Source organism: Ruegeria sp. YKSF070 (genome assembly GCF_059612725.1).
The window spans coordinates 44022-59169 of the sequence record NZ_JBXWRD010000004.1 but is presented as its reverse complement, the minus strand read 5'-3'; the positions used below and the strand labels follow the sequence as shown (position 1 = coordinate 59169).

Below are 15148 nucleotides of genomic sequence, written 5' to 3'. Positions count from 1 at the left end.
ACACAAGTGCGTGGCGGCCGGTCACGACTTGATCGCATGCTTTGATTTTGCCGCCGGTTTTGCGTATCGATTCGCCATGCACCGGCTGCGCAACCTGATCCGCCCCAACTATGCCCAGAAGATCTCGCTTCTGGCGACCCTGCCGTTGGTAGTGGCAGTGGCCGCCATCGCGGCGCTGGTGGCCTATCAGGCGCGCACCTTGGCCGAACGCGAGATACAGGCGCTGGAGCGGCAGCTGTTGCAGGCAAAGAAGGCCGAGCTGCGCAACTACGTCACCCAGGCGCGCAACGGCTTTGCCCATATCTATGGCCCCGCCGCGCCTGACGATGAAGAGGCCAAGACGCAAGTTGCGCAGATGCTGGCGGCGATGATCTACGGGCAGGACGGGTTCTTTTTCGTCTACGACTACGAGGGCAAGAACCTGGTCAGCCCGCGCCAGACCGAGTTCATCAACCGCAACTGGGAGGGGCTGACCGATAGCAAGGGTGTGCCGGTGGTGGATGAATTCATCCGCCTCGCCCGGCAGGGCGCGGGCTGGCATTCCTTCATGTGGCAGAAACCCTCGACAGGGGAAGAGGCGCAGATGGTGGCCTATGTGGTGGGCCTTCAGGACTGGCGCTGGGCCGTAGGCACCGGCGTGTTCATCGACGATGTGCTGGCCTCGGTCGCCGCGGCCCGGGCCGAGACCCAGGCCCGCGTCCGCCGCACCTTTGTCTATATCGGCGCCATCGCGCTGGCCGCGCTTCTGGTCGTGTTCGGCTCGGGCATGGTTCTGAACATCCGCGAACGCCGGCTGGCCGATGCCAAGCTCAAGGAACTGACGCAGCGGGTATTCGACGCGCAAGAGGAAGAGCGCGGGCGAGTGGCGCGCGAATTGCACGACGGCATCAGTCAGATCCTGGTTGGGGTGCGCTATGCGCTGGACAATGCCCGTCGCCGGCTGGCACGCGGCGATCATGACGGCGCCGAACCGCCGCTGGACAAGGGGATCGAGAACCTCGGCATCGCGATCACCGAGGTGCGCCGCATCAGCCGCGACCTGCGCCCCGGCGTGCTCGACGATCTGGGCCTTGGCCCGGCATTGAAATCGCTGACCGACGATTTCCGCGAGCGCACCGGCATCGCGACCGATTTCACCACGGTGGTGTTCCGCAACCGGCTGGACCACAACAGCAAGATCGCGCTCTACCGTATTGCCCAGGAGGCGCTGACCAATATCGAGCGTCATTCGGGTGCCACCCGGGTCTCGATCGACCTGCGCGGCCACAAGAAGGGCGCCACAATGCGGATATCTGACAATGGCCGCGGTATCCGCGCCACGCAGGGCAAACCCGGCCCCGGCCTTGGCCTGCGCAACATGCAGGAACGAATCGAACAGCTTGACGGCAGCTTGCGCATCCTGTCATCCCGCGGCACGCAGACCGGCACCGTGATCGAGGTCAGCCTGCCGCTGAGCCACCTGTTGCCGCCTCAGGAGGAGCCGGCGTCGAAGAGAAAGGCCCTGCCATGACCGACACCCCCGTCCGCGTTCTGATCGTCGACGATCACCCGATGGTGGCCGAAGGCATTCAGGCCATTCTCGAAAGCTATGACGACATTCAGGTGATCGGCACCGTGGGCGACGGGCGCGAGGCGGTGGGCCGCGCGCTGGCGCTGCTGCCCGATGTGATCCTGATGGATCTGAACATGCCCGGTCTCGGCGGGCTGGGCGCCACCGAAATCCTGTTGGAACAAATGCCCGACACCCGCGTTCTGATCCTTTCGATGCATGACAGCCCCGAGTACATCTCGACCGCGCTCAGCCATGGCGCCATGGGCTATGTGCTCAAGGACGTGCCGACCGAAGAGATCAAGCAGGCCATCGACGCGGTGATGCGGGGCGAGCGTTACTTGTGTACCGGCGCCAAGGGGTCGCTGGAACCCAAGGCCGGCGAAGAGGCGCGCGAGGCGCTGACGGGGCGCGAACAGACCATCCTGCTGCAACTGGCGCAGGGCAAGTCGAACAAGGAAGTGGCCATCGCGCTCGATATCTCGGTGCGCACGGTGGAAACCCACCGCAAGAATATCAAGCGCAAGCTCGGCATTTCCTCGACCGCCGGGCTGACCCGCTATGCGCTGGAACACGGCGTGCTGCAAGGCACCGGCGTCGGTCTCTGACCCGGCAGCGGCACCGGCTCGGGTCAGTCCCGCAACGCGTCTGCGCGCAATCCCGCGCGCTGGTGATGCCGGGGCAACACCCTGCCATAAAGCTGCCGCGTCCGTTCGACTCCACCGCACATGCCCTCGGTCTCGACGAACGAGAAGATCCCCACATAACGCCGTCGCGGCCCCTCGACCGGGGCGACCCGATGCAGCGCGTATCGGCCCTTGAAGATCTGCAAATCACCCGGTTGCAGGTCCAACACCCGGACCCGCTCACGGACACCCGCCAGCACCTCGGCCACGCCATCGAAATTCTCGTCGCTCGCCGTTCGCAGGTCGGGCACATATTCAAACGCGCCGCCCGCACTGCCATTCTGGATCGCCAGCGTGACCGTGAAATTGTTGGTGTCGAAATGCCAGGGGAACCCCTGCCCCGTTTCGACCGCGTTTACGATCACATCCGCCAGCGGGTCGTCATAGCGAAAGAACCTGTCTTCCGGTTCACACAGCACGTCACGGATGAAGGGCATGAAAGGCGCGGCCTCATAGATCCTGCGCAGCGGTCTGTCGGGTGGGAAGTTATCGGCCGGCACGAAGGCGTTCGAGCGGTCGAAGAATTGCCGAACCGGGTGGGTTGCAGGCAGGCTCGGATCGTCCTGCGAGAAATAGACATTGGTGCGGCTGAAGGAGCGATGCCCCAGATGCGCCACCGCATCGGCCTCGGCCACCAGACGCGCCACGCCGGCAGGATGGGCAAAGCCTGGCAGCACCGCGCAGCCGTCCTCGGCGATTTCGCGTCTGAGATCGGCCAGCATGACCGCATAGGCCGGCGCATCGGGCCGGTCGATCGGATAGCGCCCCAGATCGATCAAATCATGCAATTCCATCGCGTCCTCCTGCTTTGCCGCCCGTACAAGGTCGGCAAACGAGTCGCGGATTTCTGGCCTGTTTCCGGCATCACGCGCCGCCAATGGGTCAGATCCGTCGCGCGACGAAGGGTCAAATTCGCGGAAATGTCCCGCCCTGCGGCATTCTGCGCAACAAAATGTCGCCAAAACTGCCCGCAGCGACAGGTTTTCGACCCGATTGAGTGTTGACGCCCCCTGCCCCCGCCCATAATGTCCCCGCCAAGCATGAAGGAGCCGCTGGGAATGACCGCGCTAGTCGTAATCGTAGGAACCACGCGCATGGGCCGGTAACGGTAAGCCATAATCGAACCCATGCGCCTCCGAAAGTTCGGGGGCTTTTTTTATGCTGAAACGAGAAGACGCATGTCGCCAATGGAGCAAAGCAGATGACACGTGAGATGACCGGCGCAAAGATGGTGGTCCAGGCCCTCAAGGATCAGGGCGTGGACACGGTATTCGGCTATCCGGGCGGCGCCGTGCTGCCGATCTATGACGAGATCTTTCTGCAAAACGACATTCGCCACATTCTGGTGCGACACGAACAGGGCGCGGTGCACGCGGCCGAAGGCTATGCCCGCTCGACCGGTAAGCCCGGTGTTGTGCTGGTGACCTCGGGTCCTGGCGCCACCAATGCGGTGACCGGGCTGACCGACGCGCTGCTCGACTCGATCCCGATCGTGGTTCTCACCGGCCAGGTGCCGACCTTCATGATCGGCTCGGACGCGTTCCAGGAGGCCGACACCGTTGGCATCACCCGCCCCTGCACCAAGCATAACTGGCTGGTCAAGGACACCGACAAGCTGGCCAAGACCATCCACGAAGGATTCCACGTGGCGACCTCGGGCCGGCCTGGCCCGGTCCTGATCGACATTCCCAAGGACGTTCAGTTCGCCACCGGCAAATACCAGGGCCCCAAGGGGCTGGAGACCCATTACAACCCGCCGGTGAAAGGGGACATGGAAGAAATCACCGAACTGGTCGCGGCCATCGAAAAGGCCAAGCGCCCGGTGTTCTATACCGGCGGCGGCGTGATCAATTCCGGCCCCGCCGCCAGCCAGCTCTTGCGCGAGCTGGTGGATGCGACCGGCTTTCCCATCACCTCGACCCTGATGGGTCTGGGCGCCTATCCCGCCTCGGGCAAGAACTGGCTGGGCATGCTGGGCATGCATGGGCTTTACGAGGCCAACATGGCCATGCATGGCTGCGACCTGATGATCAATATCGGCGCCCGCTTCGACGACCGGATCACCGGCCGCATCGACGCGTTCAGCCCGAAATCGAAAAAAGCGCATATCGACATCGACCCCAGCTCGATCAACAAGGTGATCCGGGTCGATATCCCCATCGTCGGCGATGTGGGCCATGTGCTGGAAGACATCCTGAAGGTCTGGAAGGCGCGCGGACGCAAGACGAATGCCGAGGCGGTGCAGAAATGGCAGGCCCAGATCACCGAATGGCGCAAGGTGAACTGCCTGACCTACAAGCCTTCGGAAAAGACCATCAAGCCGCAATACGCTCTGGAGCGTCTGGAGGCGCTGACCAAGGGGCGTGACCGCTACGTCTGTACCGAAGTGGGCCAGCACCAGATGTGGGCGGCGCAATATCTGAGCTTTGAGGATCCGAACCGTTGGATGACCTCCGGCGGGCTGGGCACCATGGGCTATGGTACGCCGGCCTCGATCGGGGTGCAGATCGCGCATCCGGACGCGCTGGTGATCAACGTGGCGGGCGAGGCCTCCTGGCTGATGAACATGCAGGAGATGGGCACCGCCGTGCAGTACCGGCTGCCGGTCAAGCAATTCATCCTGAACAACGAACGCCTGGGCATGGTGCGCCAGTGGCAGGAATTGCTGCATGGCGAGCGCTATTCGCAATCCTGGTCCGAGGCACTGCCCGATTTCGTGAAACTGGCCGAAGCCTTTGGCGCGAAGGGCATCCTGTGTAAGGACCCCGCCGACCTGGACGATGCGATCATGGAGATGCTGAACTATGACGGGCCGGTGATCTTTGACTGTCTGGTGGAAAAGCACGAGAACTGCTTTCCGATGATCCCCTCGGGTAAGGCCCATAACGAGATGCTGCTGGGCGACGCCGAGACCCAAGGCGTGATCCAGGCCGGCGGCGCGGTTCTGGTCTGACAAAATCCTGCGAATTTTGTCGGTCGCGCCTGGTGCGACCGGTACTCTCCATTCTGAAAGGGACGCATATGTCTGCCCTACACATCAAGAAAGGCTCCAGCAGCCATTCCGCCTATAACCTGCGCCCGACCTTCTCGGACGTGGCCGAACGGCACACCATCGCCCTTCTGGTCGAGAACGAGCCGGGTGTGCTGGCCCGCGTCATCGGCCTGTTCTCGGGGCGCGGCTACAACATCGAAAGCCTCACCGTCGCCGAGGTGGATCATACCGGCCATCTGAGCCGCATAACCATCGTCACCACCGGCACGCCACAGGTGATCGAGCAGATCAAGGCGCAACTGGGCCGCATCGTCTCGGTTCGCGACGTGCATGACCTGACGGTCGAGGGGCGCTCGGTCGAGCGCGAACTGGCGATGCTCAAGGTGGTTGGCAGCGGCGACAAGCGGGTCGAGGCGCTGCGGCTGGCGGATATCTTCCGCGCCAACGTGGTCGACAGCACGCTCAACAGTTTCGTCTTTGAGATCACCGGTGCGCCGGACAAGATCGACGCCTTTGCCGATCTGATGCGGCCGTTGGGCCTGGCCGAGATCGCGCGCACGGGTGTCGCGGCGCTGTTGCGCGGCGACTGACAAAGCATGGGTTCAGGCGCGGCAGACTTCGCCTTCGGCCTGTCTGCCGGGCTTGCGCCGTGATCGGGCGGCAAGCGGAATCACCTTTGCCACGGCCCCATCCGCGACATCCCCGCCCATCGCGCCTGCATCGCGCAGCAGGTCCTGCAAGCCGCGATAACTGCCCTGATCGACCAGCCGCGGGTTCAAGGCCAGACGCTGCTTGCGTTCGGTCACCAGGTCGAACTGAACCCAGTCCCCCACGTCCAGGCAGACCGCTGCCTGCGCATCCGTTTTCCGATAGAATGCGAGGTCCCCGTGGTCCTCGCACCAGATGACCGCTTTCTGATCATCACTGTCGCTCCAGAGTACTACACCAAACATATCCCGTCCCAATGACTTGTTTTCTTTAGATTGAGCGAATTAACACGAGTCAAACATGGTAAAATGCGTGTCTGGCTATTGCTTTTTGTGTCTGGGCCAGTAGCCTCCTGACACACTTTCGCGTCTATTTTGACGCTATATAGTATCAATTTGTGTGTATCGACCGAAGGGAACAACCACTCACCCCTTCACGTTTCGGTCTAAATGAACAATTCTGTTTCGGGACCCTATGACAAAACCTACAAGGACACCGGCGGAACTCCGCAACATGTTCGGCGAAAACCTGCGCCGACTGTCCCGCCGTTACCCCTCGATCTCCGAACTTTCGCGCCAGCTCGGCATCAACCGCACCCAGTTCAACCGATATCTGTCGGGAGAGAGCTTTCCCCGCCCCGACGTGCTGGACCGGATCTGCAGCTTCTTCGATGTCGATGCGCGTATCCTGCTGGATCCGGTCGATGCCATACCGGTTTCGGATCAGATCCTGTCGGGGCCGGTGCTGTCCGAATTCTTCGGGCCGGACGTGACCCGCCTTGACGAGGACGACTTTCCCGGTGGTTTCTACCGGTTCACGCGGCGTAGCTTCGTCAACGAAAACAAATTCGTGCTGGGGCTGGTCTATGTCTTTCGCGAGAACAACGCGACCTATATCCGCGGCTATGAGGCGCTTGAGGCGATGCGCCAACAGGATCTGCCCGACGACCCCCGCACCCGCGAATTCCGCGGCTATGTCACACGCGAGGATGATGGGGTGACACTGTTGATCTCGCGCCGCAACGCGATGACCTTCTCTTTCAACTATCTGTCGCGCGTGGCGTCTTTCGAAAACAATTTCTGGGTCGGTTACGTGTCGCGCTCGGTGCGCGAACCGGTGAGCGGGCACCGAATTACTCGGCTGGTCTACGAACATCTGGGCCGTGACAAGTCGGCCATCTGGAAGACCGCGCGCCAGGCCGGTTTTGTGGACGCAGAACAGCTCTTGCCCTTTCACCGGCGCCTGCTGCGCCCGGACGAACCGTTCCGCTGAGGGCCGGCAGCCCCACAATACGACTGCGGGCGGATCAGCCGCCACACCGCCAAAGCGTCAGGCCGCGGTCTCGTCCCGCGTAACCTGACGGTAAAGGTGCCACGAGGCATGGCCCAGCCAGGGCAGCACCAGAAACAGACCCAAAAATCCCGGCACCATGGCGACAAAGGTCATCACGGCCAGGATCCCGGCCCAGACAAGCATCACCACGGGGTTGGATGTAACAAAGCCGAAACTGGCGATCATCGCCGTCACGAAATCCAGTTCCCGATCCAGCAGCATCGGGATCGACATCACCGTGATCATGTAGAGCAGCGTTGCAAATCCCGCACCCACCACAGTACCCACGGCCAGCATCATCAGCCCGTTGGGGCTGAGAAACACCTCCATCGAACTGGAGACATTGGTCATGGTCGTCAGGCCCAGGAAGAGGGCAAATATCATGTGACCGAGAAAGAACCAGAACAGAAAGACCAGCACCATGATGGCGCAGATCGAGGGCAACTGGCGGCGGCTCTGCAAGATCACGACGCCGAATATCTCTCCGAAATCCAGCGGCTCGCCCTGCTCCAATCGGTGCGATACCTCATAGAGGCCCACTGCGGCAAAGGGGCCGAGCAGCGGAAAACCGATCGCGGCCAACACCAGCCAGAAGGTGGTGCCGGTCCAGGCCGTCACCCAGGCCATCAAGAGGCCCGACATCACGTAGAAACCCGAAAACAGCAGCCCGAACAGCGGCGCCCGCAAGTAATCGCGCAGCCCGGCCGCCAGTGCATGGCGCAGCATGTCGAAGCTGGCCGGATGCATTGGCGGCACACCAAAAGGTTTCTCGATCATGCCTGCTCCTTCTCTGTTATCTCGCGTCTACATGGCAGGGTGCCGTTGCGGCCAGGTCGTGGCCTGGTGATAGGCCTCGCCCAGCGCCAATAGTTTCGCATCGCCGCCGCGCGGGCCAAAGATCTGGAACCCCATGGGCACGCCCTGGGGGCCGAACCCGGCCGGAACCGCCAGCGAGGGCAGGCCGATCAGGCCAATCGGGATCGTAACCTCCATCCAGCGATGATAGGTATCCATGGCCCGGCCCGCGATTTCCTTCGGATACGGCACGTTCACGTCAAAGGGCCAGACCTGCGCCGAGGGCAATACCAGTGCATCGAATTCATCGAAAAGCTCGACCGACCGCTTGTACCAGTTCGAGCGTTTGACACTGGCGCGGTGGACATCCATCGCCGAGAGGCCGAGTCCGCGTTCGATCTCCCAGATCGCGGTATCTTTCAGCGCCGACCGGTTCTGGCGCAGCAGCGGCTCCAACGAACCGGCCTTGCCCCAGGATCGCAGGTCGAGCCAGGATTCCCAAATTTCCGCCGCATCCATCGGGGCCGGAACCGGCTCGACAATCGCTCCGAGCGTCTCAAGCACACGCAGCCCGCTTTCACATAGCTCCAGAATTCCCGGCTCCATCGCATAGGCACCGCCCCAGTCGCCAAGCCAGCCGATGCGGACACCCTTCAGATCCGCAGGGGACACCGGCGCGGTCTTGGGGCTGTTCACCGACAGAGGCACGCGCCCATCCGCTCCGGCGATCACATCCAGCATGATCCCGATATCCGCCGGGCTGCGGGCCATCGGGCCCAGAGTGGCCAGTTGATGCAGGAACAGTTCGCGCTCAGGGTCGAGCGGCACGGTGCCCCAGGTCGGACGGAAGCCGTACACGTTGTTCCAGGCCGCCGGATTGCGCAGCGACCCCATCTCGTCGGATCCATCCGCCAAAGCCGTCATGCCGGTGGCCAGCGCCACCGCCGCCCCGCCGGATGACCCACCACAGGACAGGGCCGGCGCATAGGGGTTGCCCGTCGCGCCGTAAACCGGGTTGAACGTATGCGATCCGATCCCGAACTCCGGCACGTTCGTCTTGCCGATCAGGATCGCGCCAGCCGCCCGCAGGCGCGACGGCAAGAGACTGTCCTTGTCCGGGACAAAATCCGCAAACAACAGCGAGCCCATGGTTGTCGGTACACCCGCAATGCTTTCCAGATCCTTGATCGCGATCGGCAGGCCGTGCAGCGCACCGCGCGCCTCGGGCGCCACCGCATCCGCCGCCCGTGCCTCGGCCATCAGTTCCTCTGCCGAACGCAGCGCAACGATGGCGTTCAGCTCGGGATTGACGGCGGTGATCCGCGCCAGCGTAGCCTCCATCACCACCTCGGATGACAGCTGCCCGCTACGCAGCGCCCCTAGAATTTCACTGGCAGAAGAACGGATCACATCCATGCGGCGAGGCCTCCCAAGGCTGGCTTCGACCTGAGCCTAGCGACGCCCGGGCGGCATTTAAACCCACTGTTTACATGTATCTTTTTTGCAAGCGCCCGCTTCCTGGCCTACCCCCTACCCTAGGATTGGCCCATGCGACTTGCCCATGTCTGCCGCATCGCGCGCGATGCCCCGCCCCGGACCGACAGGCCTGGCCTGCGCCATCATGCCTTTGCGACCGCCCTTGTCGAGGCCGCAGCCCGCGCGATCCTGGGCGCGGGCGGCAGTCGGTAGAGCAAGATCGCCAATCTCGACACCCCTGATCGCCCCTGCCCCGCCCTTTACATGCGCGAACCCTAGGGCAACCTGATCGCGTTGGAACAGGGCTGAACCCGCCCCTTCATTTCGCAAGAAATATTCCGGGGGAGCCCAAAAAAATTCGTCGAATTTTTTTGGGCGGGGGCAGCGCCCCCGCCCCGCCCGCCTCAGTCCTCGGACTGGGCGTCGGCACGGCTCTTGCCTGAGACCTTCATCGCCAGCGTTGCAGCCATGAAACCATCCAGGTCACCATCCAGCACGCCCTTGGTGTCGCTGGTCTCATGTCCGGTGCGCAGGTCCTTGACCATCTGATAGGGCTGCAACACGTAAGACCGGATCTGGTTGCCCCAGCCCGCATCGCCCTTGGCCTCATGCGCGGCGTTGATCTCGGCGTTGCGGCGGTCCAGCTCCTGCTGGTAGAGCCGCGACTTCAGCGCCTTCATGGCGATATCGCGGTTCTGGTGCTGCGATTTCTCGGAACTCGTCACCACGATACCCGTGGGAATGTGGGTGATCCGCACCGCCGAGTCGGTGGTATTCACGTGCTGCCCACCCGCGCCCGAAGACCGGTAGGTGTCGACGCGAATATCGCTCGGGTTCACCTCGATCTCGATATTGTCGTCCACCACCGGATAGACCCAGACCGAGCTGAACGAGGTGTGCCGCTTGGCAGCCGCGTCATAGGGCGAGATCCGAACCAGCCGGTGCACGCCGGATTCCGATTTCAGCCAACCATAGGCATTGTGGCCCGATATCTTGTAGGCCGCCGATTTGATACCCGCCTCGTCACCCGCGCTTTCCGATTGCAGCTCGACCTTGTAACCCTTCTTTTCGGCCCAGCGCACATACATGCGCGCCAGCATCGAGGCCCAGTCGCAACTCTCGGTGCCACCGGCACCCGCATTGATCTCCAGAAAGGTGTCATTGCCGTCGGCCTCGCCATCCAAGAGTGCCTCCAGCTCTTTCTCGGCGGCGCGCTCACGCAGCGCCTTGAGCGCCGCCTCGGCATCCTTGATCACGTCCTGGTCATCTTCCATCTCGCCCAGTTCGATCAGCTCGATGTTGTCAGACAGATCGGTCTCGATCCCCTTATAGGTGTCCAGCGCATCGACCAGCGTCTGACGCTCGCGCATCAGCTTCTGGGCGTTTTCCGGATTGTCCCACAGGTTCGGATCCTCTACCCGCGCGTTGAACTCCTCAAGCCGGTGCTTCGCAGTCTCGTGATCCATCCGCTGTGCCAGCAGGCGCAGGGATTTCTCGATGTCGGTCACGACGTTCTGGATTTCGGCGCGCATGGGCTGTCCTGCTCTCGTTCTCTCGTGAAACAGCCTGATAAACCAGTGCCGGGGCGCGGGCAAGCGAGGCCCGATGTTTTTGCGGCCATCAGGGCCTTACCCCAGCGGCCCGCGCGCATCTGCCTCTTGATCGTTGGGCAGCCCCCCCTTTGCAGTGCTTTCCGCCGCACTGACCGCCCCCTCAGTAGAGCCCACCCGAACTGACAGTGCCGAAATTGGCCTTTGGCCCGACCGTCGTGACCTCTCCGGTCGAAGTCCTGACCTGCCGGCCGGATTGCTGCACCTCTTCGAACAGCGGCAGGTTCGACCCCATGGCAAAACCGCCATCATAGGTCAGGCCAAAGATCGGCTCTGCGCCATCGCGGAAATACTCGGCCACCACATAGTCGCCCGACGCGTCGTCCGGCAGGCGGGCGCCGGAGAACCGGTCGATCTTGATGAAATGGCCGCCCGGTGGAACGTCAAAGGGGCCGCCGCCGTATTTCTTGACCGCCTCGGTCATAAAGCTCTGGAACACAGGGCCGCACATTCCGCCGCCCGAGGCGCCTCGGCCCAGGGGACTCGGCCGGTCATAACCGATGTAACACCCGGCCACGATGTTCGAGGTGAAGCCGATGAACCATACGTCCTTGGCGTCGTTGGTGGTGCCGGTCTTGCCCGCCGTGGGGACCGGCAGGTTCACTGCGCCGCTCGCAGTGCCGCGTTCGACCACGCCCCGCATCATCGAAGTCAGCTGATAGGCGGTGATTGCATCCATCACCCGCTCGCGGTTGGTCACGATGCGCGGCGCTTGATCCGGATCCAGTCGGTCCGACAGGCAATCTATACAGTCGCGCCGGTCATGGCGATAGATGGTCTTGCCGAAACGGTCCTGAATCCGGTCGACCAGGGTCGGTTCCACCCGCTCGCCGCCATTGGCGAACATGGCATAGGCCGCCACCATCTTGTACAGAGTGGTCTCTTCCGATCCCAGCGCATTGGCCAGGAACGGTCCCATATGATCATAGACCCCGAACCGTTCGGCATAACCCGCCACCACCGGCATCGACACCTCTTGCGCCAGACGGATGGTCATCAGGTTCCGCGACCGTTCGATACCGGTACGCAATGGCGTCGGCCCGTAGAACTTGTTGGACGCGTTCTTGGGCCGCCACAGGCCCTGCGGCGTATTCACCTCGATCGGCGCGTCGACCACGATGGTCGCCGGGCTATAGCCACTGTCCAGCGCGGCGGCATAGACAAAGGGTTTGAAGCTCGACCCGGGCTGGCGCTGCGCCTGGGTGGCGCGGTTGAACACCGAATCCTGATAGCTGAACCCGCCCTGCATCGCCAGCACGCGGCCGGTGTTGACGTCCATCGCCATAAAGCCACCCTGCACCTCAGGCACCTGGCGCAGCGACCAGTCCTCGTCCGCCTTGCGCACCAGCACCACGTCGCCCAACGCGAAATTGTCCTTGAAGCTGCCCTTCATCCACTTGATGTCGGCGCGCGGCACGCGCCCCTTGGCCGGGCCGTCCTCGACCCCGACGGTCAGCTCCTGGTCGCCAACGCCCAGCACCACCGCCGGATGCCAGCGCCCGCCCAGATCCACATCGCGCGGCACCTCTGTCGCGGCCAGTTCGGCCCGCCAGACCTCTTCATCGCCCAGCTTGGCCGGTTCGATACTCTTGCCGGTGCCGCGCCATTTGCCGCGCCCACGGTCGTATTTCTGCAAGGCCTCCCGCAGCGCCTTGGCCGCCTCCACCTGCATCTCCTCGTCGATCGAGGCACGCACGGTGAAGCCGCCGGTAAAGAACTCTCCCTCGCCGAAATCCTCGCTCAGCTGGCGCCGGATCTCGTCGGTGAAATAGTCACGCGGCGGCAGCGCGGTCCGGAAGCCTTCGAAATCGCCGTTCTGAACCGAGCGCAGCGGCATCGCGCGCTCGTTTTCATAGGTGGCCTTGTCGATATATCCATTCTCGCGCATCTCGCGCAGCACATAGTTGCGACGGTCCAGCAGCCGCTGATATTCGCGGACCGGGTGATAATCCGACGGCGCCTTGGGCATGGCGGCCAGGGTCGCGGCCTCATGCGGGGCCAACTCCGCGAGCGTCTTGTTGAAATAGGTCTGCGCGGCGGCGGTCACGCCATAGGAGTTCTGGCCGAGGAAGATCTCGTTCATGTAGAGTTCGAGAATCTGTTCCTTGTTCAGCGTCTGCTCCAGCCTGGCGGCCAGGATGATCTCCTTGATCTTGCGCTCTGCCCGACGATCCCCCGACAAGAGGAAGTTCTTCATCACCTGCTGGGTGATCGTCGAGGCGCCGCGCACATTGCTGCCGCGCGAACGGATCGCCTCGACCCCGGCGGCAGCGATGCCGCGGATGTCATAGCCTTGATGAGTATAGAAATTCTTGTCCTCGGCCGAGATGAAGGCCTGCTTGACCAGGTCGGGGATCTCGTCCGCCGGGGTGAACAGGCGCCGCTCCTTGGCAAACTCGTCGATCAGTTGCCCCTCGCCCGAATAGATCCGGCTGATCGTAGGCGGCTTGTACTGGGCCAGCGATTCGTGGCTGGGCAGGTCGCGCCCATACATCCAGAAAACGCCCCCGATGGTCAGGGCGACCATGAAGACACCCAAGGTGACGAGGCTGAAGATCGCCCCGAAGAAGGAGAGGATGAACCGGATCACGTACGCTGCCTTTGTTTCGCGGTGGCTTCTATATAGGCACCTTGTGCGCCCTGGTCAAAACGCCCGGCGCCAATTTGCCGTCGCGTATCGCTTTCTTCTGTTCAAAAATACCTCGGGGTCCGGGGCAGCGCCCCGGTTCCGCCCGACAGGCCCACGCTATTGCCGGACCAGCCCGCGCCGTTCAAGATCCGCCTGATGCCAGTTCGCCAACCCGTTGCGGATACCCGCAGCGATGGACGCGCGCCATTCCGCGTCCTGAAGGTTCTTCAGGTCGCGTGGGCTGGACAGAAAGCCGATCTCGATCAGGACCGAGGGGATATCGGCGGCCTTCAGCACGGAAAACGACGCCCCGCGCAGGGGGCGGCGGTTCATCGGCCCGCCCTGCTGGGTCATGCCATCGACCAGTGCGCGTGCCAGCGCCTCGGTGCGGGGGCGGGTCTCCTGCCGCGCCAGGTCCAGCAGCACATCGGTCACCCGGTCGTCGGTGGCGCTCAGATCGGCTCCCGCCAGCAGGTCGTCGCGATCATGCCGCTCGGCCAGCTTGGCCGATGCGATGTCCGAGGCCTCCTCGGCCAGCACATGCACGGTGGCGCCATGGGCCAACCCCTCGCTCAGCGAATCCGCGTGCAGCGAGATGAACACATCCGCCCCCGCCTCGTGTGCCAGCGCGATGCGCCGTTCCAGCGACACGAAATGATCGCTGTCGCGGGTCAGCACCACCTCAAACCCGCCCGAGCGCAGCAACACCTCGCGCAACTCGCGGGCAAAGCGCAGCATCAGGTGCTTTTCCACCACGCCCTCGATCTCGGCCCCCGGGTCGATACCGCCATGGCCGGGATCGAGCACCACCCGAAGCGGCGCATCCGCGCCGCGCTCGGGCAGCGCCGGCAGGGCCTCAGGCGCTGGCAAGTCCCAGCGCGGGTCCTGCGGCGCGCCGGCACTGGCAGCAAAGCTTTCCTCGTCCGAGGCGCGCAAAGCAACCTCCAGCTGGGCGCCGCCGGTGGCCTCGTCCACCACCATCGCCACCTGGTCAATGGCCAACGGCGCGGCCAGTTCCAGCACCATCCGCGACCAGCCGGGCAGATAGGTGCCGAATTGCACGGCCAGCACCTTGTCGCTCTGGTCAAGCGCCCCGGCGCTCAGGCCGGTCCAGTCCACCTCCTGAAAATCCAGTACCAGCCGGCGGGGCGCGTCCAGCGTGAACAGCCGATAGGGTACCCCCTGGCTTAGCCCCAGCACCAGCCGCAGCCCGCCGCGCGGCACCGTTTCGATGCGGCTTTCATCGGGCCGGATCCGGGCCAGGCCGCTGAAATCCTGCGCCAGCGCCGGCAGCGCCGCCCAGATCAGCGCGATGAAAAGGATGATCCTGCTCATGTCCCTGCTTTCTCTCGCCGGTATCCCACACGATAC

The 15148-nt window shown here is 63.4% G+C and carries 13 protein-coding genes; 6 read left to right on the top strand and 7 right to left on the bottom strand.

Annotation, left to right across the window (positions count from 1 at the left end; translation table 11 throughout):
- Positions 1-76: 76 nt before the first annotated feature.
- Positions 77-1510 carry a cache domain-containing protein gene (locus tag AC2FL1_RS03200; RefSeq protein WP_496875957.1) on the top strand — a complete coding sequence of 478 codons (1434 nt, stop codon included), beginning with the start codon at positions 77-79 and terminating at the stop codon, positions 1508-1510.
- Positions 1507-2157: a response regulator transcription factor gene (locus AC2FL1_RS03195; RefSeq protein ID WP_496827580.1), complete on the top strand. Its 651-nt coding sequence runs from the start codon at positions 1507-1509 to the stop codon at positions 2155-2157. The genes AC2FL1_RS03200 and AC2FL1_RS03195 overlap by 4 nt, the downstream gene beginning before the upstream one ends.
- A gap of 23 nt (positions 2158-2180) precedes the next feature.
- On the opposite strand, the gene AC2FL1_RS03190 is transcribed toward AC2FL1_RS03195, so the two are convergent.
- The gene (locus tag AC2FL1_RS03190) at positions 2181-3029 is read right to left on the bottom strand and encodes a HalD/BesD family halogenase (RefSeq protein ID WP_496875956.1); all 849 of its coding nucleotides are present in this window, start codon (positions 3027-3029) and stop codon (positions 2181-2183) included.
- A gap of 407 nt (positions 3030-3436) precedes the next feature.
- Here AC2FL1_RS03190 and AC2FL1_RS03185 point away from each other — a divergent pair, with 407 nt between their 5' ends.
- Together AC2FL1_RS03185 and ilvN are read left to right on the top strand one after the other, a co-directional pair.
- Positions 3437-5188 carry an acetolactate synthase 3 large subunit gene (locus AC2FL1_RS03185; RefSeq protein WP_496827576.1) on the top strand — a complete coding sequence of 584 codons (1752 nt, stop codon included), beginning with the start codon at positions 3437-3439 and terminating at the stop codon, positions 5186-5188.
- A gap of 68 nt (positions 5189-5256) precedes the next feature.
- Positions 5257-5817 carry an acetolactate synthase small subunit gene (gene ilvN, locus AC2FL1_RS03180; RefSeq protein ID WP_234145425.1) on the top strand — a complete coding sequence of 187 codons (561 nt, stop codon included), beginning with the start codon at positions 5257-5259 and terminating at the stop codon, positions 5815-5817.
- Positions 5818-5829: 12 nt separating this feature from the next.
- Here the strand turns inward: ilvN and AC2FL1_RS03175 are convergent, their stop codons facing one another.
- The gene (locus AC2FL1_RS03175; protein WP_496827574.1) at positions 5830-6180 is read right to left on the bottom strand and encodes a hypothetical protein; all 351 of its coding nucleotides are present in this window, start codon (positions 6178-6180) and stop codon (positions 5830-5832) included.
- Positions 6181-6409: 229 nt separating this feature from the next.
- Here AC2FL1_RS03175 and AC2FL1_RS03170 point away from each other — a divergent pair, with 229 nt between their 5' ends.
- Positions 6410-7207, top strand: a complete 798-nt coding sequence (locus tag AC2FL1_RS03170) for a helix-turn-helix domain-containing protein (RefSeq protein WP_496827572.1) — start codon at positions 6410-6412, stop codon at positions 7205-7207.
- Positions 7208-7264: 57 nt separating this feature from the next.
- Here AC2FL1_RS03170 and AC2FL1_RS03165 read toward each other — a convergent pair whose 3' ends face one another.
- On the bottom strand, positions 7265-8044 hold the full coding sequence (locus tag AC2FL1_RS03165; protein WP_496827570.1) for a DUF2189 domain-containing protein: 780 nt from the start codon (positions 8042-8044) through the stop codon (positions 7265-7267).
- Between the two features lie 27 nt (positions 8045-8071).
- Complete coding sequence (locus AC2FL1_RS03160; protein WP_496875955.1) at positions 8072-9478, bottom strand: amidase; 1407 nt, start codon at positions 9476-9478, stop codon at positions 8072-8074.
- Positions 9479-9610: 132 nt separating this feature from the next.
- On the opposite strand from AC2FL1_RS03160, the gene AC2FL1_RS03155 reads away from it, so the two are divergent.
- On the top strand, positions 9611-9751 hold the full coding sequence (locus tag AC2FL1_RS03155; RefSeq protein WP_496827566.1) for a hypothetical protein: 141 nt from the start codon (positions 9611-9613) through the stop codon (positions 9749-9751).
- 191 nt (positions 9752-9942) lie between these two features.
- Here AC2FL1_RS03155 and prfB read toward each other — a convergent pair whose 3' ends face one another.
- The 3 genes from prfB to AC2FL1_RS03140 form a co-directional block, all read right to left on the bottom strand.
- A complete protein-coding gene (gene prfB / locus AC2FL1_RS03150) occupies positions 9943-11070 on the bottom strand; it encodes a peptide chain release factor 2 (RefSeq protein ID WP_496875954.1) in 1128 nt (375 codons plus the stop codon).
- Between the two features lie 181 nt (positions 11071-11251).
- Positions 11252-13738 (bottom strand): penicillin-binding protein 1A, encoded by a 2487-nt coding sequence (locus AC2FL1_RS03145; protein ID WP_496875953.1) that lies wholly within the window; start codon positions 13736-13738, stop codon positions 11252-11254.
- Between the two features lie 156 nt (positions 13739-13894).
- Positions 13895-15112: an N-acetylmuramoyl-L-alanine amidase gene (locus AC2FL1_RS03140; protein ID WP_496875952.1), complete on the bottom strand. Its 1218-nt coding sequence runs from the start codon at positions 15110-15112 to the stop codon at positions 13895-13897.
- Positions 15113-15148: the final 36 nt, after the last annotated feature.

Bases quoted from the DNA above. Each gene is read 5' to 3' on its own strand.
- AC2FL1_RS03140 (WP_496875952.1), bottom strand. From the start codon at position 15,112: ATGAGCAGGATCATCCTTTTCATCGCGCTGATCTGGGCGGCGCTGCCG.
- AC2FL1_RS03155 (WP_496827566.1), top strand. From the start codon at position 9,611: ATGCGACTTGCCCATGTCTGCCGCATCGCGCGCGATGCCCCGCCCCGG.
- AC2FL1_RS03190 (WP_496875956.1), bottom strand. From the start codon at position 3,029: ATGGAATTGCATGATTTGATCGATCTGGGGCGCTATCCGATCGACCGG.
- AC2FL1_RS03200 (WP_496875957.1), top strand. From the start codon at position 77: ATGCACCGGCTGCGCAACCTGATCCGCCCCAACTATGCCCAGAAGATC.
- AC2FL1_RS03170 (WP_496827572.1), top strand. From the start codon at position 6,410: ATGACAAAACCTACAAGGACACCGGCGGAACTCCGCAACATGTTCGGC.
- AC2FL1_RS03165 (WP_496827570.1), bottom strand. From the start codon at position 8,044: ATGATCGAGAAACCTTTTGGTGTGCCGCCAATGCATCCGGCCAGCTTC.
- AC2FL1_RS03175 (WP_496827574.1), bottom strand. From the start codon at position 6,180: ATGTTTGGTGTAGTACTCTGGAGCGACAGTGATGATCAGAAAGCGGTC.
- prfB (WP_496875954.1), bottom strand. From the start codon at position 11,070: ATGCGCGCCGAAATCCAGAACGTCGTGACCGACATCGAGAAATCCCTG.
- AC2FL1_RS03185 (WP_496827576.1), top strand. From the start codon at position 3,437: ATGACACGTGAGATGACCGGCGCAAAGATGGTGGTCCAGGCCCTCAAG.
- ilvN (WP_234145425.1), top strand. From the start codon at position 5,257: ATGTCTGCCCTACACATCAAGAAAGGCTCCAGCAGCCATTCCGCCTAT.
- AC2FL1_RS03195 (WP_496827580.1), top strand. From the start codon at position 1,507: ATGACCGACACCCCCGTCCGCGTTCTGATCGTCGACGATCACCCGATG.
- AC2FL1_RS03160 (WP_496875955.1), bottom strand. From the start codon at position 9,478: ATGGATGTGATCCGTTCTTCTGCCAGTGAAATTCTAGGGGCGCTGCGT.